This is a genomic window from Amycolatopsis sp. AA4, from assembly GCF_002796545.1.
Taxonomy (GTDB): domain Bacteria; phylum Actinomycetota; class Actinomycetes; order Mycobacteriales; family Pseudonocardiaceae; genus Amycolatopsis.
The window spans coordinates 3894426-3919740 of sequence record NZ_CP024894.1 but is presented as its reverse complement, the minus strand read 5'-3'; the positions used below and the strand labels follow the sequence as shown (position 1 = coordinate 3919740).

The following is a 25315-nucleotide window of genomic DNA, read 5'->3' as shown; positions in this document are numbered from 1 at the left end:
CGTGCCGCCGGTCACCGCGGGGGCGCGACGACCGTGAGCGCGGAGGGCACGCAGACCGCTTCGACCGGCGTCCGGCCCTGGTCCTCGCCGTCGGCGTAGACCGGCCAGCCGGGCGCTTCGATGCGCAGGGTGCGGGTGCGGAAGGTTTCGACGCTGGACTTGTGCACGTGTTCGCCGGTGCGCAGGTGCGGCAGCATCCGCAGGAGGCGGGCGCGGCCGGGGGCGCCGATGAGGGTGACGTCGAAGAGGCCGTCGTCCGGGGCGGCGTCGGGGCAGATGGGGATGCCGCCGCCGTAGTACGGGGTGTTGCCGACCGCGATGAGGCTCGTGTCCCCGGAGATGGCGCCCTCGTCGGTGTACACGACGATCGGGCTGGGTTTGAACGCGGCGAGTTCGGCGAGGATCGCGAGGTCGTAGCGGCGGGGTCCGGCGGGCCAGCGCATCGCGTTCGCGCGGGCGTTGACGGCGGCGTCGAATCCCGCGCAGAGCACGGTGGCGAACCAGGTGTCGCCGACGCGGCCGAGGTCGACGGTGCGCCGGTGCCCGGCTTGCAGGGCTCGGGCGAGGGCGTCGGTGGCCGCGCGCGGGTCGGCCGGGACGCCGAGGGCGCGGGCGAAGTCGTTGCCGGTGCCGGAGGGGACGAGGCCGAGTGCGACGCCGTGGTCGGCGCAGAACTGGACGCCTTGGTGGGCCGCGCCGTCGCCGCCGAGGACGATCAGCACGTCGAGGCCTTCGGCGTGCGAGGACCGCATGAGGGCGCGGGATTCCTCGACGCTGGTGGCGGTGAGGAGGTCGAGCCGGTCGACGGCGGGCCGGAGCCGCGCCGCGACCGCTTCGGCGAGGCGGGCGGCCGTGCCGCGGCCGGAGGCCGGGTGCACGGCCAGCGCTGCGTTCAGGCCCATGCTCAGGTGATGTCGTCGGTCGGGCCGGCGCGTCCGGAGGACGGCTGCTGCGCGGTCGGTTCCTCGCCGTCGGCGGTGGTCGGCGTGTAGTGGAACGGCGCGGCCTCGTCGTCGGCCAGCTGGTCCCAGCCCTCGTCGTGGCGGACGCGGTCGAGCTTGCGGTCGTGGAAGCGGGCGAGCTGGATCGAGATCTCGAACAGCAGGGTGAGCGCGGCGGCGAGGCCGAGCATCGAGAACGGGTCCGAGCCGGGGGTGGCGAACGCGGCGAACACGAACAGCGCGAACACGATGCCGCGGCGCCACTTCTTGAGCTGCTGGTACTTGAGGACGCCGACGCGGTTGAGCATCACGACGAGCAGCGGGAGTTCGAAGCTGACGCCGAAGATCACCAGCAGCGACAGGATGAACGAGATGTACTTGTCCGCGGTGAGGGCGGTGACGAACTGGTCCTGGCCGAATCCGGCCAGCAGCGCGAGCGCGTGCGGGACGAGCAGGTAGGCCAGCACGGCGCCGGCGGCGAAGAGCACGGAGGCGAAGCTGACGAAGATCAGCGCGTACCGGCGTTCCTTGGCGTAGAGGCCGGGCGCGATGAACGCCCACAGCTGGTACAGCCAGGCCGGCGACAGCAGCACCGCGCCGGCCGCGACGCCGACCTTGAGGCGGATCATGAACGCTTCGAACGGCACGGTCTGCAGCAGCCGGCAGCCGGACTGGTCGCCGGCGAAGCGCTGCGAGGCCGGGATGGCGCAGTACGGGTGGGTCATGATGTCGCCGAGCGACGGGACCGGGCCGAGGCGCTGCTCGAACCAGATGAACCCGAAGATCGCGCCGATGACGACGAAAACGACCGCCCAGCCGAGGCGGCGGCGGAACTCGTAGATGTGCTCGATGAGCGTCATCGTGCCGTCGGGGTTTTTCCGACGGCTGCGCCGGCTCCGCTTGCTGGACCGGCTGCCGTTGCCGTGGGCGGCTTCCGCCACTGGTCGTTCCGTTCTCGTCAGAGCCCGCCGGGGCGCGCCGCGCCGGCGCGCCGCCGTGGACCGGGGACCGGGTGGTGCGCGCGGAGGGTCAGCTCGCGTTCTTCTGCGGCTGGTCGGCCGAGGACGCCTGCTGCCTCTTCAGTTCGTCGAGCTGGCGCTGGAGGTCGGCGACCTGCTTGTCGTGCGCGGTCTGCGCGGGCGCGGCGATGTGCCGGGTGTCGGCGGACTCGGCCTCGGCTTCGGCCTTCTGTTCGCCGGTCAGGTCCTTGGTCTCGGCCTTGAAGATCTTCATGGACTTGCCGATGGACCGGGCCGCGTCCGGGAGCCGCTTCGCTCCGAACAGCAGAACCACCACGAGCACCAGAACGATGATGTGCCACGGCTGCAGCGCGTTCATGGTCGTCTGCCCTCCTTGTCTGGGGTCTGTGCCGATGTTACTCGGTGTTACTTGTCGCCGGTCGCCGGGCGGCGTTCGGCCACGGCCACGCGGAGTGCCGCGGACCGGGCCCGGATCAGTCCGGTCCGGTCGTGGGTGTCCGCACTGACCATGCTCACGGTGCGGCGGAAGCGGCGCAAGACTCCGGCGGTCCGTACCAGCAGCAGGGCCAGGACGAGCAGGCCGGCCGCGAGCAGCACGTAGACGGGCAGGTACGGCACGGAAACCACCTTATCGGTCGGAGATGGACATGAGGTGACGGGCACGCGCCACGGCGTCGGCGGCCCGGCGACCGACTGCCTGCGCGAGGGTGGCGGGGCTCTCGACCTGGGCTTCGCCCCCGAGGCTGAGCACGAGGCGGACCATCCAGGGCTCGTCGCTGTAGCGCATGGCGATGCGCAGCCGTCCGCCGTCGAGTTCGTCCAGTTCCTCGCACGGGTAGTACTCGGCGACCCAGCGGGCGTCGGGGTCCAGCACGAGATGGGCGACCCGCTGATCGGGACGGGCGGAGAAGACGCCGTCGGACAGGTCGGTGGGCCGCGCGTGCGCCGGCGGAGCCGCGGGTTCGTCCAATACGGTGAGCGCGTCCACCCGGTCGAGGCGGAAGAGCCGGACGCCTTCGACCCGCCGGCACCACGCTTCGAGGTAGCCGACGCCCTGGACGATGACGAGCCGCATCGGGTCGACGGTGCGTTCGGTGATCTGGTCGCGGGAGGCGGTGTAGTAGCGCATCCGCAGCGCACGGCCGTCCTGCAGCGCGCCGGCCACGGTCTCGCGGGTGCGGGCGGCGCGGGCCCCTTCGCGCACTCCTCCCCCGACGACGACGCCGGCCGGACGGGCCTGTCCGGCGGCGTCCTCGATCTTGGCGATGGCGCGGCGGACCGCGTCGCCGTCGGCCACGCCCGGGGTTTCGGCGAGGGCGCGCAGGGCGACCAGCAGCGCGGTGGCTTCGCCGCCGGTGAGGCGCAGCGGGCGGCTCATCCCGGCGTCGTGGGTGACGACGATGGTGTCGCCTTCGAAGGACAGGTCGATGAGGTCGCCGGGGCCGTAGCCGGGCAGGCCGCACATCCACAGCAGTTCGAGGTCCTTGCGCAGCTGGCGCGGGGTGACGTCGAAGTCATGGGCGGCCTCGTCGATCCGGATGCCGGGGCGGGCCAGCAGGTAGGGCACGAGCGCGAGCAGTCTCGGCATGCGTTCGCCGGACGCGCTCACCGGACGCTCCCCTGGCCCGCGCGGGCGAGCACGGCCTCGAGCCGGTGCTGCACGGATTTGGCCAGCACGTCGGGTTCGAGCACGAGCACGTCCGGGCCTTGCGCGGCGATCCAGTCGGCGGCCGATTCCGGGAAGTACAGCCCGATCTCGACGACGTCGCCTTCCTCGCCCGCGATGGTCTCGCGGCCGACGACGTCGCCGCGGCGGCGGACCCCGGCGGCACGGCCGTCGGCGATCCAGAGCCGGGCGGTGGTGACCGGGGACGGGTCCTCGCTGCCGCCGGTCACCGACACGAGCTGCATCAGGTTGACGCCCTCGGGCCGCACGACCGCGCCCGGTTTCCCGATCGCGGCGACCTTTCCGGTGACGCGGGAGAGCCGGAAGCAGCGGGGCGCGTCGCGGTCGCGGTCGTGCCCGACGACGTACCAGCGGGCGCGCCAGGACACGACGCCCCACGGTTCGAGCGTGCGGATGCGGCGTTCCGGCGAGCCGCTGCGCCGGTATTCGAAGCGGACCGCCTGTCCGGCCTGGACGGCGGCGAGCATCGGCGCGAACGCCGGTTCCGCGCGCACCCGCGGTTCGATCACGGTCGGCGCCTGGTCGTCGACCTCGACGCCGGCCGCGCGCAGTTTCACCAGCGCGCCCTGGGCCTGTCCGGTCAGTTCGGGCGAGTCCCAGAGCCGGACGGCGAGCCCGACGGCGGCCGCCTCGTCGGGGGCGAGGTCGATCTCGCCGAGTTCGTAGTCGCGGCGCGCGATGCGGTAGCCCTCGACGGGGTCGAAGACGGAGTTGCGGCCGGTTTCGAGCGGGATGCCGAGTTCCCGCAGTTCGGTCTTGTCCCGCTCGAAGGTGCGGAAGAAGGCGTCGTCGCTGGCCGCGTCGGCGTACCCGGGCACGATCCCGCGGATCCGCTCCGCGGTGAGGTACTGCCGGGTGGAGAGAAGGGCCAGCACGAGGTTGACCAGCCGTTCGGCGCGTGCGGTGGACACCAGACGACTCTAGCTCTCCCCGCCGCGCGCGATCGTCAGGTCCGGCCCTCGCGCGTCGCGCCTGGTCAGCCCGCGTGCGGCGGCGGGACCCTCCGCGCGCGCCCGGTCACGCACCGCCGTTCCGGACGGGCGTGCTGCCCGGAACGGGTTCCCTCTTACGGAATCAATTTCGCCACGCGCCCCTTGGCCCCGCTGGCCCAGCACGCCCCGGTCCAGGTGCAGTCGACGGTGTCGAAGCCGCCGGTGTCGAACGAGGTCCAGTGCCGTCCCCCGTCGCGGCTCAGGTCGCTCCCGCCGGGCCCGACGGCCAGCACGGCGCCGCCGCGCCAGGCGAGCCCGGACCGGTACCCGGCGGGATGCTCCGGCGGCGTGCGCCAGGTGCGCCCGCGATCGTGGCTCACCGCGACCGCCGGTCCGGGTGCGGTCGGGTTGGCGTAGTCGCCGCCGATCGCGACGCCCTGCCACGGCGTGCGGAACGCGACCGCGAAAACCCCGGCCGACGCACTGCTCGGCAACGGGGTCTCGGCCGCGGTCCAGTGCCTGCCGCCGTCTCCGGAGTGCAGAACGCGGGCGTGGGCACCGCCGCCGGTCGCGAGCCAGGCGTCGAACGGTCCGGAGGTGGTGACGCATTGGCCGCTGGCCGCGAATCCCGCTTCCCCGGGCTCGGCGGGCGGGAACGCGTCGTCCGGGAGCTGCTTCCAGCTGCGGCCGCCGTCGAAGGTGGCCTGGACGCGGAACTTCCCGTCGACCGGATCGCTCATCGCGAGCCCGCGCCACGGGTCGAAGAAGGCGAGGCAGTCGTAGAACGCGGCGGAATCCGGGTTGTTGAACGTCTGCCGCCAGTGCTTACCGCCGTCGTCGGTGCGGTAGATCCGGGAATCCGCACCGGGTCCGATCGACAGCACGACGGCGTGCTCGGCGTCGAAGGCCTCGATGTCGCGGAACTCGAGCTTCCCGGCGCCCGGCGGCCCGACCGGCAGCCAGGTGCGGCCGCCGTCGACCGTCCGCAGCACCGTGCCCTGGGTGCCGCTGACCCACGCGACCCGCTCGCTGACGGCGGACAGCCCCCGGAATTGCGCGGTGGCGCCGGTGGGCAGAAGCCGCCACGACGGCAGCGAGGAGGCCGCGGCGACCCCGCCCAAGGACACCGACAGCACCGCCAGCATGACCAGGACCGTCCGGATCGCACGCATGCCGGAATCCTGCCGCAGCCAGCTGACGACTTTCGTCTGCTTTTTCGCCCGCGACAACGGTTTCCCGCTCACGCAACCCCCACGCGGGATCGCGTCGGCGTGCGGAGGGGCGATGTGCACGGCCCCCAGGGCCGGGTGCATCGCCCCTCCGCACGCCGACTTGAAGGCGATCCCGCCGCGACGACGGAGTCGGCGCCATCAAACACAGCGCCAAATTACAGCGACCCGATCAGGCGCTCCACTCGCTCGTCCACGGACCGGAACGGGTCCTTGCACAGGACTGTCCGCTGTGCCTGGTCGTTCAGCTTCAGGTGCACCCAGTCGACCGTGAAGTCGCGTCCGGCTGCCTGGGCCGCCGCGATGAAGTCGCCGCGCAGTTTCGCGCGGGTGGTCTGCGGCGGGGTGTCCTTGGCGGCCTCGATCTCGCCGTCGTCGGTGACGCGGCGGACCAGGCCCTTCCGCTGCAGGAGGTCGAAGATGCCCCGGCCGCGGCGGATGTCGTGGTAGGCGAGGTCGAGCTGGGCCACGCGCGGGCTGGACAGGTCCAGGTCGTGCTTGGCCCGGTACCGTTCGACCAGGCGGTGCTTGATCGCCCAGTCGATCTCGGTGTCGATCTTGCTGAAGTCCTGCTCCTCGACCGCCTCGAGCGCGCGTCCCCACAGCTCCACGACCCGCTCGTTGGCGGGCGTGGACCCGTTCTCCTTCAGGTGCTGGACCGCCCGGGCGTGGTACTCCCGCTGGATGTCCAGCGCGGACGCCTCGCGCCCGCCGGCGAGCCGGACCTGGCGGCGTCCGGTGAGGTCGTGGCTGATCTCGCGGATCGCGCGGATCGGGTTGTCGAGCGTGAAGTCGCGGAACTGGACCCCGGCCTCGATCATCTCGAGCACGAGGTTCGCCGACCCGATCTTGAGCATCGTGGTGGGCTCGGCCATGTTCGAGTCGCCGACGATGACGTGCAGGCGCCGGTACCGCTCGGCGTCGGCGTGGGGTTCGTCGCGGGTGTTGATGATCGGCCGGGACCGGGTGGTGGCGCTGGAGACGCCTTCCCAGATGTGCTCGGCGCGCTGGGAGAGGCAGTACACCGCGCCGCGCGGGGTCTGCAGGACCTTGCCCGCGCCGCAGATCAGCTGGCGGGTGACGAGGAACGGCAGCAGCACGTCGGCGATCCGGGAGAACTCCCCGGCCCGGGTCACCAGGTAGTTCTCGTGGCAGCCGTAGGAGTTGCCCGCCGAGTCGGTGTTGTTCTTGAACAGGAAGATGTCGCCGCCGATGCCCTCGTCGGCGAGCCTGCGCTCGGCGTCCACGAGGAGGTCCTCGAGGATCCGCTCGCCGGCCTTGTCGTGCGTGACGAGCTGGGTCAGGTCGTCGCATTCGGCCGTCGCGTACTCCGGGTGCGAGCCCACGTCGAGGTAGAGCCTGGAGCCGTTGGACAGGAACACGTTGGACGAGCGTCCCCACGAGACGACCCGCCGGAAGAGGTAGCGCGCGACCTCGTCGGGCGAGAGCCTGCGCTGGCCGTGAAAGGTGCACGTGACCCCGAACTCGGTCTCGATGCCAAAGATCCGCCGCTGCATCCCACCAGAGTAGGCGCTGGACCCCCGCGGAAGGTGCGCCGTTCGGGCGGCGACACGCGGTCGGTACGTTGCAAGTGGTGACATTGCGGCGGAAACCGGTCGCCGGGACCGGTGGCGATCCGGCGCGGCCAGCGGAGGTGGACGAGAGTGTTCCAGCAGGTCGGCCGGGCGTTCCGGCAGGTAGGGCAGGGAGACCGGGCCCTGATGCGGCGCAGTGCGGCGATCCCGCGGACCCGGGCCGACGACGTGGTTACCGCGTTGTCCCGGAGTGCTAACAAATCGCGGCTCTGGTGGGGCGTGGCGGCCGTGCTGGCGGTCCGGAAGGGCCCGGCGCGCCGCGGCGCGCTGCGCGGGATCGCCGCCGTCGCGGGGGCGAGCGCCGCGGCGAACCTGGTCGCGAAGCCGCTGTTCCCGCGCCGCCGTCCGGCCGAGGAAGAGGTTCCCGCGCACCGTCAGCTGCGCAAACGGCCGACGTCGTCGTCGTTCCCGTCCGGGCATTCGGCCTCGGCCGCCGCGTTCGCCACGGCGGTCGCGATGGAATCGCCGCGCGCCGGGCTGGTCGTCGTCCCGCTCGCCGGGGCGGTCGCGTACTCGCGGGTCCACACCGGCGTGCACTGGCCGAGCGACGTCGCCGCCGGGCTGGCGATCGGGACCGGGATCGCGGTGCTGACCCGGCACTGGTGGCCGCTGCACCCGGACGTGCGCGCCCGCACCGCGCACGCGGCGGAAGCGCCGGAGATGCGCGACGGCGAGGACATGCTGGCGCTGGTGAACCCGCATTCGGGCGTCAACGGCCAGGACCCGACCGAGGACGTCCGCTACGCCTGGCCGAAGGCGTCGCTGATCTACCCGGACCCGTCGCGGGACCTGCGGGAGCAGCTCGCCGACGAGATCGAAGCGCACGGTTCGGTCCGCGCGCTCGGCGTGGCGGGCGGGGACGGCACGGTCGCGGCGGTGGCGTCGGTCGCCGCCGAACGCGGGCTGCCGCTGGCCCTCATCCCGGCCGGGACGCTCAACCACTTCGCCCGCGACATCGGGGTCCGTTCGATGCCGGACGCGGACGAGGCGACCGAGGGCGGGCACGCGGTCGGCATCGACCTGGCCGAGGTCGAGATCGACGGGTCCGGCGAGCCCGCGCACCGCTGGTTCGTCAACACCGCCAGCCTCGGCGGCTACCCGGAAATGGTGCGGCTGCGCGAAAAACTGCAGTCCCGGTTCCCGAAGTGGCCGTCCGCGGCGATCGCGCTGGTGCGTGTCATGCGGCGGGCGAAACCGCTTCGGGTGCAGCTCGACGGGAAGCCGACCCAGGTGTGGCTGATCTTCGTCGGCAACGGCACGTACGCGCCGAAGGGCTTCGCGCCGTCGCGGCGCCCGGCGCTCGACACCGGCCTCCTCGACGTCCGGTACGTGCGGGCCGACGTGCGCTGGTCGCGGACCCGGTTCGTGCTCGCGAGCCTGACCAACAGCCTGCACGCGAGCCACGTCTACCGCCAGCGGGACCTGCCGGAACTGCACGTGCGGCTGCTCGACGGGAACCGCCGGGTGGCCACCGACGGCGAGGTCGGGCCGCTCGGGCGGGAGTTCCGGTTCCGGTCGCGGCCGAGCGCGCTGACCGTCTACCGGAACCCGGACAGTGACTCCTGACCGCCTGGTGCCCTAAGGTCCCTCGGAGAGCGCGCGGCCGGGCACCGAGTTCTTCGCCACTCGGCACCCGGCCTTTCCGGTCCTGACCTGCGCGCTTACCGTCAGCTCGCCGCCGCAACGGCAGCTCTTGACCGTTCCTTTACCTTTTCTCAACGAATCCACAGCGAACCCTCCCTAGCGTGATCTTCGAGGCGCGGACTGCCCTGTCCGCGCCAGTTCACGGCAGGGGTTTTCTCAGTGCGTTTTTCCTCCCGCGGTCGCAGCTGCCCGTCTCCGGCAGGCCGCGGATGACCCCGCTGCTCCCGCGGGCGGTCGACCCGGTCCTGCCCCCGTCGGTCACCTCCCAGGCCAGGGACATCGGACCGCTCGAGTCCCCGTTGCTGTGGCTCGCCTTCGCCGGCGCCGCCGCGGCCGTTCTCGCCGTCACCATCGCGCTCGCGCACCGCCGCCGCGCGCGCCGCTGGGGCATCAGCGGTTCGATCGCGCTCTTCCTGATCGCCGCGGTCACCGCCGTGAACAGCTACGTCGGCTACGTCCGCACGCCCAGCGACCTCGGCAGGCTGCTGCAGCGCGGCGGCGGCGTGATGAACGTGGCGGGGACCCTGCTGCGCAGCGGCAGCGACGACCCGGCCGACAGCGCCGACCCCAGCTCCCCGGACAGCTCCACCGGCGGGACCAGCGGCGGCTCCCCGTCCGCCGGCCGTCCCGCGACCCCGGCCGGCGACAACGGCGGCATCGAGGTGCTGAACGTGCCCGACCCGGCGCACGGCGTGTCGAACGGCGAGAACTACGTGATCCTCCCGACCGGCTACCACGATCCGGCGAATGCGGCCAAGCGCTACCCGGTCGTCTACCTCATCCACGGCTACCCCTACGGCGGGCCGCGCGACTGGCTCACCTCCGGCTCCGCGCCGCAGACGCTGAAGAGCCTCGAAGACGCGCACGTCATCCAGCCGATGATCATCGTGAGCGTCGACCTCACCGCCAACCGGCCGAGCACCGACTGGGAATGCCTGAACGTCCCGGGCGGGCCGCAGCTGGAGACGTACCTCGCCAGCAGCATCGTGCCGTCGGTCGACAAGCACTTCCGCACGTTCGCCGACCGCGGGCACCGCGCGCTCGGCGGCATGTCCGGCGGCGGCTTCGGCGCGCTCAACATCGGGCTGCACCACCTCGACGAGTTCGGCACCCTGCTGATTTCGCTGCCGTACGACGATCTGAACGACTCGGTCGGCGTCCTCGGCGGCAACCAGGCGGCGATCGCGGCGAACACCCCGCGCCGCTACATCCCGACGATGCCGTTCCCGCAGAAGATCGCCGTGATGCTCACCGTCGGGACCGGCGCACCGACTGACGTCGCGACCGCGCACCGCATCGCCGGTTCGCTGCAGCGGCGCGGCCAGGAGGTCGTGGTGCACGCCGAACGCGGGTTCAACCACACCTGGCACACCGCCCGCGCGACGCTGCCGTACATGCTCGCCTTCGCCGACCAGAACTTCCGCACCGCTCCCGCGTCCTCCTGAGCGGACCGCCGGCGGATTCGCCCGGAAAAATATCTTCCGGGCCCTGTCCATCCGGGCGGGCGCCGTTCGTGGTGAGGTCAGTGCGGCACTCCGGCCGCGCTGACCGACGAAGGAGCCCGACCATGAAGTACCTGCTGCTGATCCACGCTTCCGCGGCCACCGAGCAGGGCGGGGCCGCCGGCTGCGAGCCCGCGGACTGGATGGCCTACGACAAGGAAGTCCGCGACGCGGGGGTGTACATCAGCGGGGAATCGCTCGCCGATCTCGTGACCGCGACCAAGGTCCAGGTCGGCCCGGACGGCGAGCGTTCGATCACGACCGACGGCCCGTTCGCCGAGACCCGCGAGCTGCTCGGCGGGTTCTACGTGCTGGACGTGCCGGACCTCGACGCGGCGCTCGACTGGGCGGCCCGCTGCCCGGGCGCCCGCGACGGTTCGATCGTGGTCCGCCCGATCGCCGACTTCAGTGCCTGACGCCCGAGCTTCCGTGGCGGCCGTGTTCCGCGAGGAGCACGGCCGCCTGCTCGGCGCGCTCGTCCGCCGGTTCGGCGATCTCGACCTGGCGGAGGAGGTCGCTGCCGAAGCGGTCGAGGCGGCGCTGGTGCGCTGGCCGATCGACGGCGTCCCGCCGAAACCCGGTGCGTGGCTGATGACGACCGCGCGCCGCAAGGCCGTTGACCGGCTCCGCCGGGACCAGGCGTACGCGGCGAAACTCGCTGTCCTGCAAGCGGAATCCGACCGCACCGACCCTCCCCCGCTGCCCGGCGCCGACGGCGACCTGCCCGACGACCGACTCCAGCTGTTCTTCACCTGCGCCCATCCCGCGCTGGCCGCCGAGGACCGGCTCGCGCTCACGCTGCGCTGCCTGGCCGGTCTCACCACGCCGGAGGTGGCGCGGGCGTTCCTCGTGCCGACCGCGACGATGGCGAAGCGGATCGTGCGGGCCAAGAACCGGATCCGCGACCACCGCATCCCGTTCCGCGTCCCGTCCGGCGACGAACTGCGCGACCGGCTGCCCGGCGTGCTGGCCGTGCTGTACTCGCTGTTCACCGAGGGCTACGCGGCCAGCTCCGGCCCGGACATCCAGCGTCCGGACCTCGCCGAGGAAGCCATCCGGCTGGCCCGGATCCTGCACCGCCTGCTCCCGGACGAACGCGAAGTCACCGGCCTGCTGGCGCTTCTGCTGCTCGTGCACGCCCGCCGCCGGGCCCGCACCGGACCGGACGGCGAGTTCGTCCTGCTCGAAGACCAGGACCGGACCTCCTGGGACGCGGCGCTCATCGACGAAGGCCGCGAACTGGTGCCGGTCGCGTTGACCGGCGGGCCGCCCGGGCCGTACGGGGTGCAGTCGGCGATCGCCGCGCTCCACGCCGAAGCACCGGACGTCATGCGCACCGACTGGCCGCAGATCGTTGCGCTGTACGACATCCTGCTGACGCTCACGCCGACCCCGGTGGTCGCGCTCAACCGCGCGGCCGCGGTGGCGATGCGCGACGGACCCGAAGCCGGGCTGAAACTCTTGGACAGCTTGGCCGACGAGCCGCGGCTGCAGGGCTACCACCCGTACGCCGCGGCCCGCGGAGACCTGCTGCACCGGCTCGGCCGCGACGACGAAGCAGCGGCGGCGTACCAGGAAGCGTTGGCCAGCGCGGGAACCGAGCCGGAACGCGCGCATTTGCGTCAGCGGCTGGACTCGCTCTGACGCGGTGCCCACCGGCTGCGCACCGGATCGACGATCCCGACAGGGTTTGCCCGTGCTGGCGGAAGAGGTCGTCGCGGAGAATCGCACGCTCTGCCGGTCTCGCAGGCGATGGCCGTCCCAGTCGATCGCCGTGCAGCACCGCAAGCCAACGGCCCCACCCGCCCCGGTGCTCATCCGAATCGCGCCAGTCGAGAATCGCCGACGCCACCCCGCCGCTATCCGGAAAAAGACTGCGGGCCGCCGGTTTCCCGACGGCCCGCAGCCCGTTGCGTCATTCCTTCTCGGCAGAACCCTCGCCCTTGCCGGAATCCGAGTCCTTGCCGTCGCCCTCGCCGGACTCGTCCGGCTTCTCGGCGGGCTCCTCCTTCGCCGGCAGCAACGCCTCCAGCGCCGCCCCCGACAACCGCCGGAACGCCCGCCTCGGCTTCGCCCGGTCCAGGACCGCGACCTCGAGCTTGATCTCCGCCTCGGCCGCCGACCCGTTCCCGTTCGACGACGTCGCGGTCGCCCGCAACCCCTCGATCGCCGTCGCCAGCGCCGTCGCCAGATCGTGGTCGGGATCCACGACGTCCTTCAGCTTCGCGCTGATCGGCTCGGTCTGCCCGCCCATCACCACGAACGGCGACTCGTCGAAAATCGACCCGTCGAACGTCAACCGGTACAGCTGGTCCTCCGCCGCGGTCGCGCCGACCTCGGCCACGCACACCTCGACCTCGAACGGCTTCAGCTGCTCGGTGAAAATGCTGCCCAGCGTCGCCGCGTACGCGTTCGCCAGCGCCCGCGCGCTCACGTCCCGGCGGTCGTACTGGTAGCCCTTCAGGTCCGCGTGCCGGATCCCCGCCACCCGCAGGTTCTCGAACTCCGAATACCGGCCCACCGCGGCGAACCCGATCCGGTCATAGATCTCGGACACCTTGTGCAACGTCGCCGACGGATTCTCCGCCACGAACAGCACCCCGCCCGCGTACTTCAGCACCACGACGCTCCGGCCCCGCGCGATCCCCTTGCGCGCCAGCTCGGAACGCTCCCGCATCAACTGCTCGGGAGAGGCATACAACGGCATCGTCACGGTGTCGGCTCCACGTTCTCCGAAAACTCGGCAGTCATTGATTCAGCGGACATCGGCGGCCTCACACCGGCCGGTGGTGATTGCGCTCCGCGCGCCCGGCCACCACCGCCTCGGCCACCGCACCCGTCCGCTCCGCGGGCAGCACCACCGCGCCGTCCTCCGCGGTGATGGTGATGACGTTCGGGAAAATCCGCCGCACCAGGTCCGGCCCGCCGCTCGCGGTGTCGTCGTCCGCCGCGTCGTACAGCGCCTCCAGCGCCGTCCGCACCGCCGCGTCCGCGTCCGCGTCCGGGTCGTACAGCTTCTTCAGCGACGACTTCGCGAACAGCGAACCCGAACCGACGCTCGCGTACCCGGCGTGCTCCTCGTACCGCCCGCCCGCCGCGTCGTACGACACGATCCGACCCGCGTGCTTCGCGTCCTCGGCCTCCAGGTCGTACCCGACGAACAGCGGCACGACCGCCAGCCCCGCCATCGCCATCTCCAGGTTCGCCTTCACCATCCCGGCCAGCTTGTTCGTCTTGCCGTCCAGCGAAAGCGAAACGCCCTCGATCTTCTCGTAGTGCGCCAGCTCCACCGCGTACAGCCGGACCATCTCCACGGCCAGCCCCGCGGTCCCCGCGATGCCCACCGCCGAGTACTCGTCCGTGACGTGCACCTTCTCGATGTCCCGGCTCGCGATCAGGTTCCCCGACGTCGCCCGCCGGTCGCCGGCGATCAGCACCCCGCCGGCGAACGCGACCGCCACGATCGTCGTGCCGTGCGGCGCGTCCAGCTCAGCCGCGCCCGCCGGCACCCGCCGCGCGGGCAGCAGCTCCGGCGCGGTCGCGCGCACGAAATCCGCGAACGACGACGTCGTCGGCGAAAAGTAGGCCGACGGCAGTCCGGGCCCGGAAAAACCCGCCCCAGAGGAGGTGTTGTCCATACGTGCTCTCGGTTCCCATCTCTTCCCGTGCCCGGCGACGCCGGGAACCACCTGCCCCCGGCACCGCCGCGCGAAACCTCCGGCCCAGCGCGCCCGCCGCACCGCCCCGCACCCGGGGCGGCCGCGACGGGCGGACGGCTACTCGCCGCCCTTCTGCACGTAAGCGCGGACGAAGTCCTCGGCGTTCTCTTCCAGCACGTCGTCGATCTCGTCGAGGATCGTGTCCACGTCCTCGCCGAGCTTCTCCCGCCGCTCCTGGCCCGCCCCGCCGGCGTCGTCGAACTCCTCGTGGGAATCGCCGCCGCCGTGCTTCTCGATCTTCTCCTGCGCCATCTCGCCTCCCGGTCTGGCCGATGTTCCCTAGCCTACCCAGCGGTACCGACGAAAAGGGCCTTCCCTCGGCCCGAAACGCCGGGATCGCGCTAGTCCGAACCGGTGATCGCCTCCACCAGCTCCTCCGCCGTCGCCGCCGCGTCCAGCAGCTTCCCGACGTGCGCCTTCGTCCCCCGCAACGGCTCCAGCGTCGGGATCCGCACCAGCGACTCCCGGCCCACGTCGAAAATCACCGAATCCCACGACGCCGCCGCGATCGACGACGCGTACTTCTCCAGCGCCCGCCCCCGGAAGTAGGCGCGCGTGTCCGACGGCGGATTCGTGATCGCCGCCTGCACCTCCTCCTCGGTGACCAGCCGCTTCATCGAACCCCGCGTGACCAGCCGGTTGTACAGGCCCTTGCCGAGCCGCACGTCCGAATACTGCAGGTCCACCAGCCGCAGCCGCGGCGCGCCCCACGCCAGCTGGTCCCGCTCCCGGTAGCCCTCCAGCAGCCGCAGCTTCGCCGGCCAGTCCAGCCGGTCCGCGCACTCCTGCGGATCCCGCGCCAGCGCGTCCAGGATCTCGCCCCACACCCGCAGCACTTCTTTCGACGCCTCGTCCGCGCCCGTGCGCTCGAGATTCGCCGCCGCCAGCTCGTGGTAGGCGAACTGCAGGTCCAGCCCGGTGAACTTCTTCCCGTTCGCCAGCTCGACCTTGGTCTTCAGCGTCGGGTCGTGGCTGATCTTGTGCACCGCCCGCACCGGCTCGTCCAGCTTCAGGTCGTCGAACCGCACGCCGGCCTCGATCAGGTCCAGCACCAGCGCCGTCGTCCCGACCTTCAGATACGTCGAGTACTCCGACAGGTTCGCGTCCCCGATGATCACGTGCAGCCGCCGGTACTTGTCCGCGTCCGCGTGCGGCTCGTCGCGCGTGTTGATGATCCCGCGCTTGAGCGTGGTCTCCAGCCCGACCTCGACCTCGATGTAGTCCGAGCGCTGCGAAAGCTGGAAACCAGCCTCCTCGCTCTGCTGCCCGATCCCCACCCGGCCGGAACCGCACATCACCTGCCGCGACGCGAAGAACGGCGTCAGCCCCGCGATCACCGCGGTGAACGGCGTCGACCGCTGCATCAGGTAGTTCTCGTGCGTGCCGTAGCTCGCGCCCTTGCCGTCCACATTGTTCTTGTACAGCTGCAACGGCGGCTGCCCCGGAACGGTGGCCGCCTTCAGCGCGGCCTCCTCCATCACCCGCTCGCCCGCTTTGTCCCAGATCACCGCGTCCCGCGCGTTCGTGACCTCGGGCGCGGAGTACTCCGGATGCGCGTGGTCCACGTACAGCCGCGCGCCGTTGGTGAGGATGACGTTCGCCGCGCCGAGGTCCTCGACGTCCGGGTCGTGCCCGGGCCCGCCCGGCCCGGTCAGATCGAACCCGCGCGCGTCGCGCAACGGCGACTCCACCTCGTAGTCCCAGCGCGCCCGGCGCGCCCTCGGGATGTCCGCAGCCGCGGCGTAGGCCAGCACCACCTGAGTCGAGGTGAGCACCGGGTTCGCCGTGGCGTCCCCGGGCACGGCGATGCCGTACTCGACTTCGGTTCCCATGATCCGACGCATGCCACCACCCTACGGGTTCGGCGCGTGCGACGATGCCCCCATGCCAGGCAGTGACGAACTCGTTGCCCTCTATGACGACGCGGGCCGCGCGGTGGGCGAGACGCTCCGCTCCCGGGTGCGGGCCGAAGGGCTCTGGCACGCCGCCGGCGTCGTTCTCGTCCGATCGGGCGACGGCCGGTCGGTCTACGTGCACCTCCGCACCGCGGACAAGGACATCTTCCCCTCCACCTGGGACTGCTGGGCGGGCGGAGTCGTCGCCGCGGGCGAAACCCCCGCCGACTGCGCGCGCCGCGAACTCGCCGAAGAACTCGGCGTCCACGGAGTGGAACCGGAACCGCTGTTCACCAAGATCTACGACGACGGCGCGATCCGCTGCCACAACTTCGCCTTCGAAGTCCGCTGGGACGGCCCGGTCCGCCTGCAGGCCGAGGAAATCGTCGAAGGACGCTGGATCCCGCTCGACGAACTCCGCGCGTGGGTCTTCGCCCCTGAACCGAACCCGCCCTTCATCCCCGACGGCCGCGAGGGCGTCCAGGAATGGTTCCGCCGCTACGGCTGAGCGGTCAGCTTCCCCGCGATCTTCGGCAGCAACCGCTTCGCCGCGTCCTGCGCCCGCGCCGGAGTGCTCGCCGCGACGCTCAGCGCCGACACGAGATTCCCCTTCGCCACCAGCACCGCACACGTCGAGCCCTCGCACCACGCCCGCTGCACGGTGATCCCCGGCTGCGGCGGCAACGACACCTCCGTGCCCGCGCAATGCGTACGCGCCACGACGTCCTCGCCGGCGCGGTCCGCGTACGCCGTCACCTCGTGCGTCAACGCCGAACCGCTCGGATACACCCAGCTCACCGACTTGCGCTCGCCCGCGGCCAACCCGCTCAGACACCCCGAAACGCGACCCGATCCCGGCGTCACGCCCTCCTCGGCAACGTCCGAATCGGACAGCAGAGCCGCCTCCGCCCGTTGCGGATCCGGGGCCGCCGCAGAAGGGACGACCGGCGGAGCGGCCGCCCGCGACACCGGCGGAGCGACCGGAGCGCTCGTGCCCGGCGCCGGAGCCGGATCGTCGTAGTAGGTCTCGAGATTGTTGGGCCGGTTGCCGCATCCGGCGAGCCCGGCCAGCGCGCCCAGCCCGACCAGCACAGCGACTGCTGGCACCTGCCGACGACGCACGTTGCCCCTCCGCGCTCAGTGTTGCCCGTCCGCCCCGGGCCATGCTGGGCCCCGAGGGTAATGCAATCGCTCAGCTCCACCCGAGGTGGGATCGATGCGTCCAGTACTCCCGCGCGTCCTGCGCGAGTCGTCCCAGCACAGCGCGGTCCTCGTCGCTCAGCCGCACCTGTGTCGCGGCCAGGTTCGCGGCCAGCTGCGCCGGGCTCGACGGACCGAGCACCGCCACCGGCGCCCAGTCCTGTCCGAGCACCGCGGCGACCGCGATCGCGTCCGGACCGACGCCGTGCGCCTCGGCGATCCGCCGCAGCGGCTCCGGAGCCTCCGCGACGAGCCGTCCGTTCGCGAGAGTTTCCTTGACCAGCACCCGTTTCCCGGCCGCGTGTGCTTCGGCCAGTGCCGGGCCCGCCGACGGCTCGAAGACGTTCCAAGTGGACTGGACCGACCCGAACACCGGCCGCCCGCCCGATTCCAGCTCGAACGCCCGGCGCACCACGTCCGCCTGCGCGGGTCCGGAGGTGGAGAAGCCGACCTCCACGCCGTCGCCGGAAAGTGCGGCCAGCGCGTCGATCAGGGCCGGATCAGTGAAAAGTGGACTGTCCACAGTGAGCGAATGAACCTGGTACAGATGCACGTGGCCGGCGAGGAGTTCCCGCGTCTGCTGCCACTGTTCGCGAAACCGCGGCAGCGTGTGTTCCTTGACCTCGTGGACGTCCGCGTCGAGCCGCCAGTCGCCGACGTAGCGGTAGCCCCATTTGCTGGACACGGTGACGTCCCGGGGTCCGCGTTCGGCCAGCCAGCTGGCGAGGAACTCCTCCGAACGGCCGTAAGACCGCGCGACGTCGACCCACCGGATTCCCGCCGCGTACGCCGCGTCGAGCACCTCGTGCGTCGCGGCGCGCATCGACGGCACATCCCGCACTTCGGGCAAGTCGCGGCCCAGATTGATGTATGCCGGACGGCCGAGCGCGGCCAGCCCCACCGCGATGCGGTCCATCGGAATCCCCTTGTCTTCAGCGGTTTTCGAGAATGGGTGGCGCGTGGTTAAGCAAGGCGAGCGGGAATGTTTTCCGATCGCCAGGTGTATAGGTCGTTATACACTTTGTTTGTGCCGGAGGATGGCGAGCCATTGGCTGGCGTTTTGGGCTTGGCGGTGGAGTTTTTCGAGGCGGGCGGCGGGGGCTCGGACGTAGCCTTTGCCGAAGACCGGGGCGATCTGGCGGAGGCTGGCTCCTTCCTCGCGGGCGGCCAGGAGGGCCCAGTCGGAGGCGTCGGCGCAGGCCGCGGAGGCGCGGCGCAGCTCCCCCAGCAGGTCGATGAGGTCGTTGGCGTTGAGTTCCCCCGCCTGGACGGCGGAGGCGGTCGTCTCGAGCCAGGCGAGGACGTCGGCTTCGGTAATCGGCGGGCGCGGGCGGCCGTGGTCAGTGCTCACGCGGCGCAGTATAGGGCGTTATACACCGAGGTCGAACGCGGTGACCGAAACCTGCTGGACGCCGGGCGTGGCGCGGACGTTGACTGGCCGCAGCAGTCCGCTGGTCGTTTCGGAGGTTCAGTGAGGTTCGGCATCGCCGCCCGGTTCGTCGCGCTCGCCGTCGTGTGGGGCGGGAGTTTTCTGTTCATCAAAGTGGGCCTGGAGGGGCTGTCGCCGGCTCAGGTGGCCCTCGCGCGGGTCGCGCTGGGCGCGTTGACGCTCGGCGCGTTCCTGGCGCTGCGCAGGCGGTCGCTCCCCCGCGATCCCGCGCTGTGGGCGCATCTCGCGGTGGTTTCGCTGTTGTTCTGCGTCGGCCCGTTCCTGCTGTTCTCGTGGGCCGAGCAGTACGTCGCGTCCGGGCTCGCCAGCATCTTCAACGCCACCACTCCCCTGCTGACCATGCTGTTCGCCGCGGCCGCACTGCCCGCGGAACGGCTGACGCGGCCGAAAACAATCGGACTGCTGATCGGCTTCGCGGGCGTGCTGACGCTCGTCGGCGTCTGGCGCGGCATCGACCTCAGCCACGAAGTGCTCGCCCAGCTGGCCTGCCTCGGCGCGACCACCTGCTACGGCTTGGCTTTCGTGTATTTGCGGAAGTTCGTGTCGCCGCGCGACCCGGACCCGGTCGTCGTCGCGTTCGGGCAAACCGGGTTCGCCACGGTCGTTCTGCTGGCCGCGGCCCCGGCCATCGCCGCGCAGCCGGTGCACCTGAATCCCGCCGTGGTCCTGTCCCTGCTGGCGCTCGGCGTGCTCGGCACCGGCGTGGCCTATGCCTGGAACGCCGCGATCGCGGCCGCGTGGGGCGCCGCCAACGCTTCCGCTGTGACTTACCTCACTCCAGTGGTCGGGGTTCTGCTCGGCGTGCTGGTGCTCGACGAACCGGTGCACTGGAACGAACCCGTCGGAGCGCTGCTCGTGGTGCTCGGGATCCTGGCGTCGCACGGACGGCTTTCCCGGGCGCGGCAACCGGTCCTGGAACGGGTCTGAACCGGCCTGAGACGCGCCGTGGGGCCGCCGGAGGAGTTCCGGCGGCCCCACGGGCGTTCGCGCTGCGCTACAGGTACTGACCGGTGTTCGTGGCGGTGTCGATCGCCCGCCCCGATTCCTGGTTCTTGCCGGTGACGAGCGTGCGGATGTAGACGATCCGCTCGCCCTTCTTGCCGGAGATCCGGGCCCAGTCGTCCGGGTTGGTGGTGTTGGGCAGGTCCTCGTTCTCCGCGAACTCGTCGACGATCGCGTCCAGCAGGTGCTGCACGCGCAGGCCGGGCTGCTTGGTCTCGAGCACCGACTTGATCGCCGACTTCTTCGCCCGGTCCACGATGTTCTGGATCATCGCGCCCGAGTTGAAATCGCGGAAGTACAGGACTTCCTTGTCCCCGTTGGCGTAGGTGACCTCCAGGAACCGGTTCTCGTCGCTCTCCTCGTACATCCGCTCGACGGTGTGCTGGATCATCGCGTCGAACGTCGCCTTCTGGTCCCCGCCGAACTCCGCCAGGTCGTCGGCGTGGATCGGCAGGCCCTCGGCCAGGTACTTCGAGAAGATGTCCTTCGCGCCCTCGGCGTCCGGACGCTCGATCTTGATCTTGACGTCGAGCCGGCCCGGCCGCAGGATCGCCGGGTCGATCATGTCCTCGCGGTTGGAGGCGCCGATGACGATGACGTTCTCCAGGCCTTCGACGCCGTCGATCTCCGACAGCAGCTGCGGCACGATCGTGGTCTCCACGTCGGAGGACACGCCCGAGCCGCGGGTGCGGAAGATCGAGTCCATCTCGTCGAAGAACACGATGACCGGGGTGCCCTCGGAGGCCTTTTCCCGGGCCCGCTGGAAGATCAGCCGGATCGACCGCTCGGTCTCGCCGACGAACTTGTTCAGCAGCTCCGGGCCCTTGATGTTGAGGAAGTAGGACTTGCCGTCCGCCTTGTCCCCGCGAGCCTCGGCCACCTTCTTGGCCAGCGAGTTCGCCACCGCCTTGGCGATGAGCGTCTTCCCGCAGCCCGGCGGGCCGTACAGCAGGACGCCCTTCGGCGGGCGCAGCTGGTACTGCTCGTAGAGGTCCGCGTGCAGGAACGGCAGCTCCACGGCGTCGCGGATCTGCTCGATCTGCCGGGTCAGGCCGCCGATGTCCTCGTAGCGGACGTCCGGCACCTCCTCCAGCACGAGGTCCTCGACCTCCGCCTTCGGCACCCGCTCGTAGGCGTAGCCCGCCTTGGAGTCCACCAGGAGCGAATCGCCCGGTTTGAGCGGCTGCTCGGCGAGCGGGTCCGACAGCAGGACCACCCGCTCCTCGTCCGCGTGCCCGACCACGAGCGCGCGCGTGACGCCGCCCTCGTTTTCCGGGGCGAGCACTTCGCGCAGTGCGCACACCTCGCCGGTGCGCTCGAAGTCGCCGCCTTCGACGACCGTGAGCGCCTCGTTGAGCCGCAACGCCTGCCCGCGCCGCAGCGACGAGACCTCCACGGCGGGCGACACCGAGACGCGCATCTTGCGCCCCGCGGTGTAGACGTCCACCGTGTTGTCCTCGTACGCCTCGACGAACACCCCGTATCCGCTCGGCGGCTGGGCCAGCCGGTCGACCTCCTCGCGGAGGGCGAGCAGCTGCCCCCGCGCTTCGCGCAGGGTTTCGACGAGTTTCGTGTTCCGCTCGGTGAGCTGACTCACCCGTTCCGACGCCTCGGCGAGACGTTGTTCGAGAACGCGGTTCTGTCGCGGGGAATCGGTGAGCCTGCGGCGCAGCAGCGCCACTTCTTCCTCGAGAAAACGGATCTGCCGGGCTTGTTCCTCTGGTGTCTGCCCTGCTCCGCCGGTTGCTGAAGGGTCGGCCTCCTCGCGCCGACCTCCGGGAAGGTCATGATGCATCGGGCACCTCCTCGGAGTGCTTTTCATTCCACGGTACCGGCGATCACCGACAAGAAAAGGCCTTTCCGCATCACAAGACCGGCGCGTCGCGCTTTTTCTTCGGGCGATGCACGGCCGCGAGCGCAGCGCAAGCGGCCGATTCGGTGCCGCGGACGGGAATCCGCTCCGCGCGGGTTTCCGCAACGCGGAACTGAACGCCCTACGGATGCCCCGCCGGGCGTTCCGCAAACCCGAGTTGCGGGTTGGCTGCGCGGAAAGGCGCGCGGCTGGCTAGCATCCCCGGGTGGCCGCGCTCGCGCGTGGCCTGGACTTTCGCGAGCACGGCAGGGGGAACCGAGATGACGTATCCGCCGCAGCAGCCCGGCGGCTGGGACCAGGGCGGACAGCAGCCGAACCCGTACGGGCAGCAGCCCGGCGGCCAGCAGCCCTACGGGCAGCCGCAGCAGGGCGGATGGAACCAGGGCGGACAGCCGCCGCAGTCCGGCGGGTTCCCCGCCGCCCCCGGCCAGGGCAGCCCCTACCAGGGCGGATACCCGCAGCAGGGCGGTCCCCAGCAGTACGGGCAGCAGCCGGACCAGTTCGGGCAGTTCGGACAGCAGCCCGGCCAGTTCGGTCAGCCGGGGCAGCCGGGCGGGCCGTTCGGGCAGCAGCCGGGCGGGCAGTTCGGCGGGTTCGGCGAGCAGCCGCCGAAAAAGAAGAAGACCGGCCTGATCGTCGGCCTCGCGATCGGCGCGGTGGTCGTCCTCGGCGGCGCGACCGGCCTGGTCATCTGGCTGACCGGCGACAGCAAGGACAACAAGACTGCCGCCCCGCCCGCGAGTTCCTCGGCTCCGGCCTCGAGCGGGCCGAGCGGAAGTTCGTCGTCGTCCCCGTCCAGCTCGTCGTCCTCGGGCTCGGGCAGCGGCGACTACCCGGCGGCGGCCGGGGCGAAGCCGACCTCGGGCGAGCTGTTCCAGGCCGCGTCCGAGGCCTACAACAGCTCCGACACCGACGGCCTCTTCTCGATGCTGTGCACCAGCCTCACCAAGGGCCAGAAGCCGACGACGGAGAAGATGCCCCCGGGCATCCACTTCGAGCTGACCAGCAGCCCGCAGGAGAACGGCGACCAGGCGACGGTGAAGTACCACGTCACCACGTCCACGAAGACCGCCGACGGCACCCTCACCGCCCTGCGCCAAGGCGGGGCCTGGTGCCTCGGGAAGGTCAGCACGGACCACTAGGTGAGACGCCGGCTCGGCACGGCACTCGGCCTGCTCGCAGTCGTCGTCGCGGGCGGTGTCCTCGGCTTGCTCTCGATCGGCCTGCCGGGGCCCGCCCGCACCGCCTCCGAACCGCCCGTTCCCCCGCCGCCGTCGCGAAGCAGCACGTCCTCGACTCCCGCGCCCGCGGCGGATCAGGCCGCGGTCGCGACGCTGGCGCGCACTCTCGTCGACGCGATCACGCGCGCCGACTCGGCCGAATTCGGCACTCTCGCTTGCAAACCGCAAACTGCCGCGGCCTTGAAGGAACTCCAGGCGAAATGGGACGCCGCGGGTCCGCTGCGCGTCTCACTGGTTGGACAGCCGGCGATCGCGGGCGACGACGCGACGGTGACCGTCCGGGTGGAGGGCACCGGCGGGCACAAGGAGACGCCGTTCCCGCTGCGGCGCGAGAACGGCCGATGGTGCGTCCCTGGTTAGCCTTTGCCCTTGCTGGGCCGTCGGGAAACGCGCGGCGACACTGTGCCGTCGGCGAGACGACGGGCAGTGAGCAGGAATGCCGTGTGCGCGACCATCCGGTGGTCCGGCCGCACCGCGAGGCCGACGACGTGCCACGGCCGCATCAGCGTCTCCCACGACTCCGGCTCGGTCCAGCACTGCTGTTCCCGCAGCGATTCCGTGACGCGCGACAGCTGCGTGACGGTGGCGACGTAGACGGTCAGCACCCCGCCGGGCACCAAGTGCTCGGCGACGTTCGGCAGCTGGTCCCACGGCGCGAGCATGTCCAGCACGACGCGGTCGACCTCGCCGGTGTGCGTGGCCAGATCCGCGACGGTGAGCGTCCAGTTGTCCGGCTTCTCGCCGAAGAACTTCACGACGTTGCGCTCGGCGTGCTCCGCGTGGTCGTCGCGGATCTCGTACGAGAACACCTGTCCGGCCGGACCGACCGCGCGCAGCAGCGAACACGTCAGCGCGCCCGAACCGGCACCGGCTTCGAGGACCCGCGCGCCCGGGAAGATGTCGCCCCACATCACGATCTGCGCGGCGTCCTTGGGGTAGATCACCTGCGCGCCGCGCGGCATCGACAGCACGTAGTCGGGAAGCAGCGGCCGCAGCGCGAGATACGTGCTGCCGCCCGCCGAAGTGACCACGCTGCCCTCGGGACGGCCGATGAGGTCGTCGTGCGCGAGAGCGCCGCGATGCGTGTGGTACTCGCCGCCGTCGGCGAGCGTGAGGGTGTAGTGCCTGCCTTTCGAGTCCGTCAGCTGAACCCGGTCACCTGCACGAAACGGTCCGCTGACCGACAACTTCTTCCTCCACTGCGAAAACCGGAACGCCGACGTCGAATCCTCGCAGGTCGTCCCGCGCCCGTCGTGCGCGGGTGCCTCTCACTGCGCGCGCCGGCCCTGCATCAGCGCGGTCCGCAGGTCCTCGCGGCGCAACACGCCCGCGGGACGGCCTTCGTCGTCGACCACGAGGAACTGCCAGGCAGGCGTCTCGCGCACGCGCTCGGCGATCTCCTCCCCCGGCTCCGACGCGAGCAGCACGGTCTCCGCCCGGATCGGCTCGGCGGCCTGTTCGGCGGGCGCGTGCGGACTGACACTCGCCAGCTGTTGCGCGGCTTGCTCGTCCAGCAATCCCGCCGCGACGCCGTCCGCGCGCACCAGCACCACACCGCGTCCCGCTGACGCGGCCAAAGCGTCCGACACCGGGCTTTCCGCGGGAAGTTGCAGCACCGGACGGACCAGATCGGACAGTTCCAGTCCGGCAGGCCAGCCGCGCCGGGCTTCCGCGGCCAGTTCGGACCGTGCGCCGAGGATCACGAACCACGCCGTCACGACGCACACGCCGAGCCGCAGCCAGCGGTCCGGGCTCTGCATGGCCAAACCGAGCAGCGCCCAGACGATCAGCCCGGTCGCGACCAGCGCGCCGCCGGCGACCGCGGCCTTGGTTCCCTTGGCCCGCAACCCGGTCATCGCCCAGACCCCGGCGCGCACGAGCCGTCCGCCGTCCAGCGGCAAGCCCGGCAGCAGGTTGAAGAAGCCGACCGCGAAGTTGGCCACCGCGCATTCCGCGACGAGCAGCCACACCGCGCCGTCCGGCGGCACCGCGAACAGCAGCAGCGAACAGAACCCGCCCAGCACCAGCGAAACCGCGGGACCCGCCGCGGCGACGAGCCCTTCCTGGCCCGGCCGTCGCGGCGTGCGGGCCACTTCGGACAGTCCGCCGAGGAGGAAAAGCCGCAGCCGCCGCACCGGAATCCCGAGCCGCAGCGCGACGAGGCAGTGCCCGAGTTCGTGCGCGAGCACGGAAAGCCCGAGCAGCACGGCGAACGCGGCGGCGAGCAGCCACGAGGTCGGTGTCGAAACGTCCGGCAGGAGCCGCCCGACCAGCGGCGCGTAGAGCACCACGATGATCAGCGACCCGATCCACCACGACGGGGCGAGCAAAACGGGCACCCCGCCGACGCGGAACAGCAGCAGACCGCCGTCCCCGCCGGCGCGCCGGGCGGGCCCGGCGCCGTGCTGACTGGTCGCGGCCATGC

The 25315-nt window shown here is 71.5% G+C and carries 26 protein-coding genes; 8 read left to right on the top strand and 18 right to left on the bottom strand.

All coding sequences use genetic code 11. The features are described from left to right. Positions 1–11: 11 nt before the first annotated feature. The 8 genes from CU254_RS18300 to pafA form a co-directional block, all read right to left on the bottom strand. Positions 12–902 carry a diacylglycerol kinase family protein gene (locus CU254_RS18300; protein ID WP_009078193.1) on the bottom strand — a complete coding sequence of 297 codons (891 nt, stop codon included), beginning with the start codon at positions 900–902 and terminating at the stop codon, positions 12–14. 2 nt (positions 903–904) lie between these two features. Then, on the bottom strand, positions 905–1882 hold the full coding sequence (gene tatC, locus CU254_RS18295) for a twin-arginine translocase subunit TatC (RefSeq protein WP_009078191.1): 978 nt from the start codon (positions 1880–1882) through the stop codon (positions 905–907). 88 nt (positions 1883–1970) lie between these two features. Next, positions 1971–2279 carry a Sec-independent protein translocase subunit TatA gene (gene tatA / locus CU254_RS18290; protein WP_100266824.1) on the bottom strand — a complete coding sequence of 103 codons (309 nt, stop codon included), beginning with the start codon at positions 2277–2279 and terminating at the stop codon, positions 1971–1973. Between the two features lie 47 nt (positions 2280–2326). Continuing rightward, positions 2327–2539 carry a bacteriophage holin gene (locus tag CU254_RS18285; RefSeq protein WP_037717445.1) on the bottom strand — a complete coding sequence of 71 codons (213 nt, stop codon included), beginning with the start codon at positions 2537–2539 and terminating at the stop codon, positions 2327–2329. Between the two features lie 10 nt (positions 2540–2549). Then, positions 2550–3530, bottom strand: a complete 981-nt coding sequence (locus tag CU254_RS18280) for a YafY family protein (RefSeq protein ID WP_009078184.1) — start codon at positions 3528–3530, stop codon at positions 2550–2552. After that, positions 3527–4519: a YafY family protein gene (locus CU254_RS18275; RefSeq protein WP_009078182.1), complete on the bottom strand. Its 993-nt coding sequence runs from the start codon at positions 4517–4519 to the stop codon at positions 3527–3529. The genes CU254_RS18280 and CU254_RS18275 overlap by 4 nt, the downstream gene beginning before the upstream one ends. A gap of 155 nt (positions 4520–4674) precedes the next feature. Further along, positions 4675–5703, bottom strand: coding sequence for an oxidoreductase (locus CU254_RS18270; RefSeq protein ID WP_037717443.1), 1029 nt, complete (start codon positions 5701–5703; stop codon positions 4675–4677). Between the two features lie 224 nt (positions 5704–5927). After that, entirely contained in the window at positions 5928–7286 is a 1359-nt protein-coding gene (gene pafA / locus CU254_RS18265) for a Pup--protein ligase (RefSeq protein WP_009078177.1), read from the bottom strand. 204 nt (positions 7287–7490) lie between these two features. On the opposite strand from pafA, the gene CU254_RS18260 reads away from it, so the two are divergent. The 4 genes from CU254_RS18260 (at position 7491) to CU254_RS18245 (ending at position 12154) form a co-directional block, all read left to right on the top strand. Then, complete coding sequence (locus CU254_RS18260; RefSeq protein WP_369871180.1) at positions 7491–8930, top strand: bifunctional phosphatase PAP2/diacylglycerol kinase family protein; 1440 nt, start codon at positions 7491–7493, stop codon at positions 8928–8930. A 287-nt stretch (positions 8931–9217) separates the two neighbouring features. Continuing rightward, the gene (locus CU254_RS18255; RefSeq protein WP_037717442.1) at positions 9218–10453 is read left to right on the top strand and encodes an esterase family protein; all 1236 of its coding nucleotides are present in this window, start codon (positions 9218–9220) and stop codon (positions 10451–10453) included. 122 nt (positions 10454–10575) lie between these two features. Continuing rightward, entirely contained in the window at positions 10576–10926 is a 351-nt protein-coding gene (locus CU254_RS18250; RefSeq protein WP_009078172.1) for a YciI family protein, read from the top strand. Between the two features lie 22 nt (positions 10927–10948). Next, positions 10949–12154: an RNA polymerase sigma factor gene (locus CU254_RS18245; RefSeq protein ID WP_234392839.1), complete on the top strand. Its 1206-nt coding sequence runs from the start codon at positions 10949–10951 to the stop codon at positions 12152–12154. A gap of 271 nt (positions 12155–12425) precedes the next feature. Here the strand turns inward: CU254_RS18245 and prcA are convergent, their stop codons facing one another. The 4 genes from prcA to dop all read right to left on the bottom strand — a co-directional run bounded on the left by prcA (position 12426) and on the right by dop (position 16073). Continuing rightward, complete coding sequence (gene prcA / locus CU254_RS18240; protein WP_037714071.1) at positions 12426–13223, bottom strand: proteasome subunit alpha; 798 nt, start codon at positions 13221–13223, stop codon at positions 12426–12428. A 61-nt stretch (positions 13224–13284) separates the two neighbouring features. Beyond that, positions 13285–14148, bottom strand: coding sequence for a proteasome subunit beta (prcB, locus tag CU254_RS18235; RefSeq protein WP_009078166.1), 864 nt, complete (start codon positions 14146–14148; stop codon positions 13285–13287). 138 nt (positions 14149–14286) lie between these two features. Continuing rightward, the gene (locus tag CU254_RS18230; protein ID WP_009078164.1) at positions 14287–14481 is read right to left on the bottom strand and encodes a ubiquitin-like protein Pup; all 195 of its coding nucleotides are present in this window, start codon (positions 14479–14481) and stop codon (positions 14287–14289) included. An 89-nt stretch (positions 14482–14570) separates the two neighbouring features. Beyond that, complete coding sequence (gene dop, locus CU254_RS18225) at positions 14571–16073, bottom strand: depupylase/deamidase Dop (protein ID WP_009078163.1); 1503 nt, start codon at positions 16071–16073, stop codon at positions 14571–14573. 40 nt (positions 16074–16113) lie between these two features. On the opposite strand from dop, the gene CU254_RS18220 reads away from it, so the two are divergent. Beyond that, entirely contained in the window at positions 16114–16632 is a 519-nt protein-coding gene (locus CU254_RS18220) for an NUDIX domain-containing protein (RefSeq protein WP_009078161.1), read from the top strand. Here the strand turns inward: CU254_RS18220 and CU254_RS18215 are convergent. The 3 genes from CU254_RS18215 to CU254_RS18205 form a co-directional block, all read right to left on the bottom strand. After that, positions 16623–17246, bottom strand: a complete 624-nt coding sequence (locus tag CU254_RS18215; protein WP_009078159.1) for a hypothetical protein — start codon at positions 17244–17246, stop codon at positions 16623–16625. The two genes, CU254_RS18220 and CU254_RS18215, sit on opposite strands and share 10 nt — an antisense overlap. A gap of 70 nt (positions 17247–17316) precedes the next feature. Continuing rightward, positions 17317–18240, bottom strand: a complete 924-nt coding sequence (locus tag CU254_RS18210; protein WP_100266823.1) for an aldo/keto reductase — start codon at positions 18238–18240, stop codon at positions 17317–17319. A gap of 96 nt (positions 18241–18336) precedes the next feature. Continuing rightward, positions 18337–18675, bottom strand: a complete 339-nt coding sequence (locus CU254_RS18205) for a hypothetical protein (protein WP_009078154.1) — start codon at positions 18673–18675, stop codon at positions 18337–18339. Between the two features lie 120 nt (positions 18676–18795). On the opposite strand from CU254_RS18205, the gene CU254_RS18200 reads away from it, so the two are divergent. Next, a complete protein-coding gene (locus CU254_RS18200) occupies positions 18796–19701 on the top strand; it encodes a DMT family transporter (protein ID WP_037714067.1) in 906 nt (301 codons plus the stop codon). 67 nt (positions 19702–19768) lie between these two features. Here the strand turns inward: CU254_RS18200 and arc are convergent, their stop codons facing one another. After that, positions 19769–21571 carry a proteasome ATPase gene (arc, locus tag CU254_RS18195; protein ID WP_037714064.1) on the bottom strand — a complete coding sequence of 601 codons (1803 nt, stop codon included), beginning with the start codon at positions 21569–21571 and terminating at the stop codon, positions 19769–19771. Between the two features lie 338 nt (positions 21572–21909). On the opposite strand from arc, the gene CU254_RS18190 reads away from it, so the two are divergent. Together CU254_RS18190 and CU254_RS44145 are read left to right on the top strand one after the other, a co-directional pair. Next, positions 21910–22791, top strand: a complete 882-nt coding sequence (locus CU254_RS18190) for a hypothetical protein (protein ID WP_037714063.1) — start codon at positions 21910–21912, stop codon at positions 22789–22791. Further along, positions 22792–23250 (top strand): hypothetical protein, encoded by a 459-nt coding sequence (locus CU254_RS44145; protein WP_009078146.1) that lies wholly within the window; start codon positions 22792–22794, stop codon positions 23248–23250. Here the strand turns inward: CU254_RS44145 and CU254_RS18180 are convergent. Further along, positions 23247–24077, bottom strand: a complete 831-nt coding sequence (locus CU254_RS18180; protein WP_009078143.1) for a tRNA (adenine-N1)-methyltransferase — start codon at positions 24075–24077, stop codon at positions 23247–23249. The genes CU254_RS44145 and CU254_RS18180 overlap by 4 nt on opposite strands. A gap of 81 nt (positions 24078–24158) precedes the next feature. Then, the gene (locus tag CU254_RS18175; protein ID WP_009078140.1) at positions 24159–25313 is read right to left on the bottom strand and encodes a M50 family metallopeptidase; all 1155 of its coding nucleotides are present in this window, start codon (positions 25311–25313) and stop codon (positions 24159–24161) included. Positions 25314–25315 lie beyond the last annotated feature (2 nt).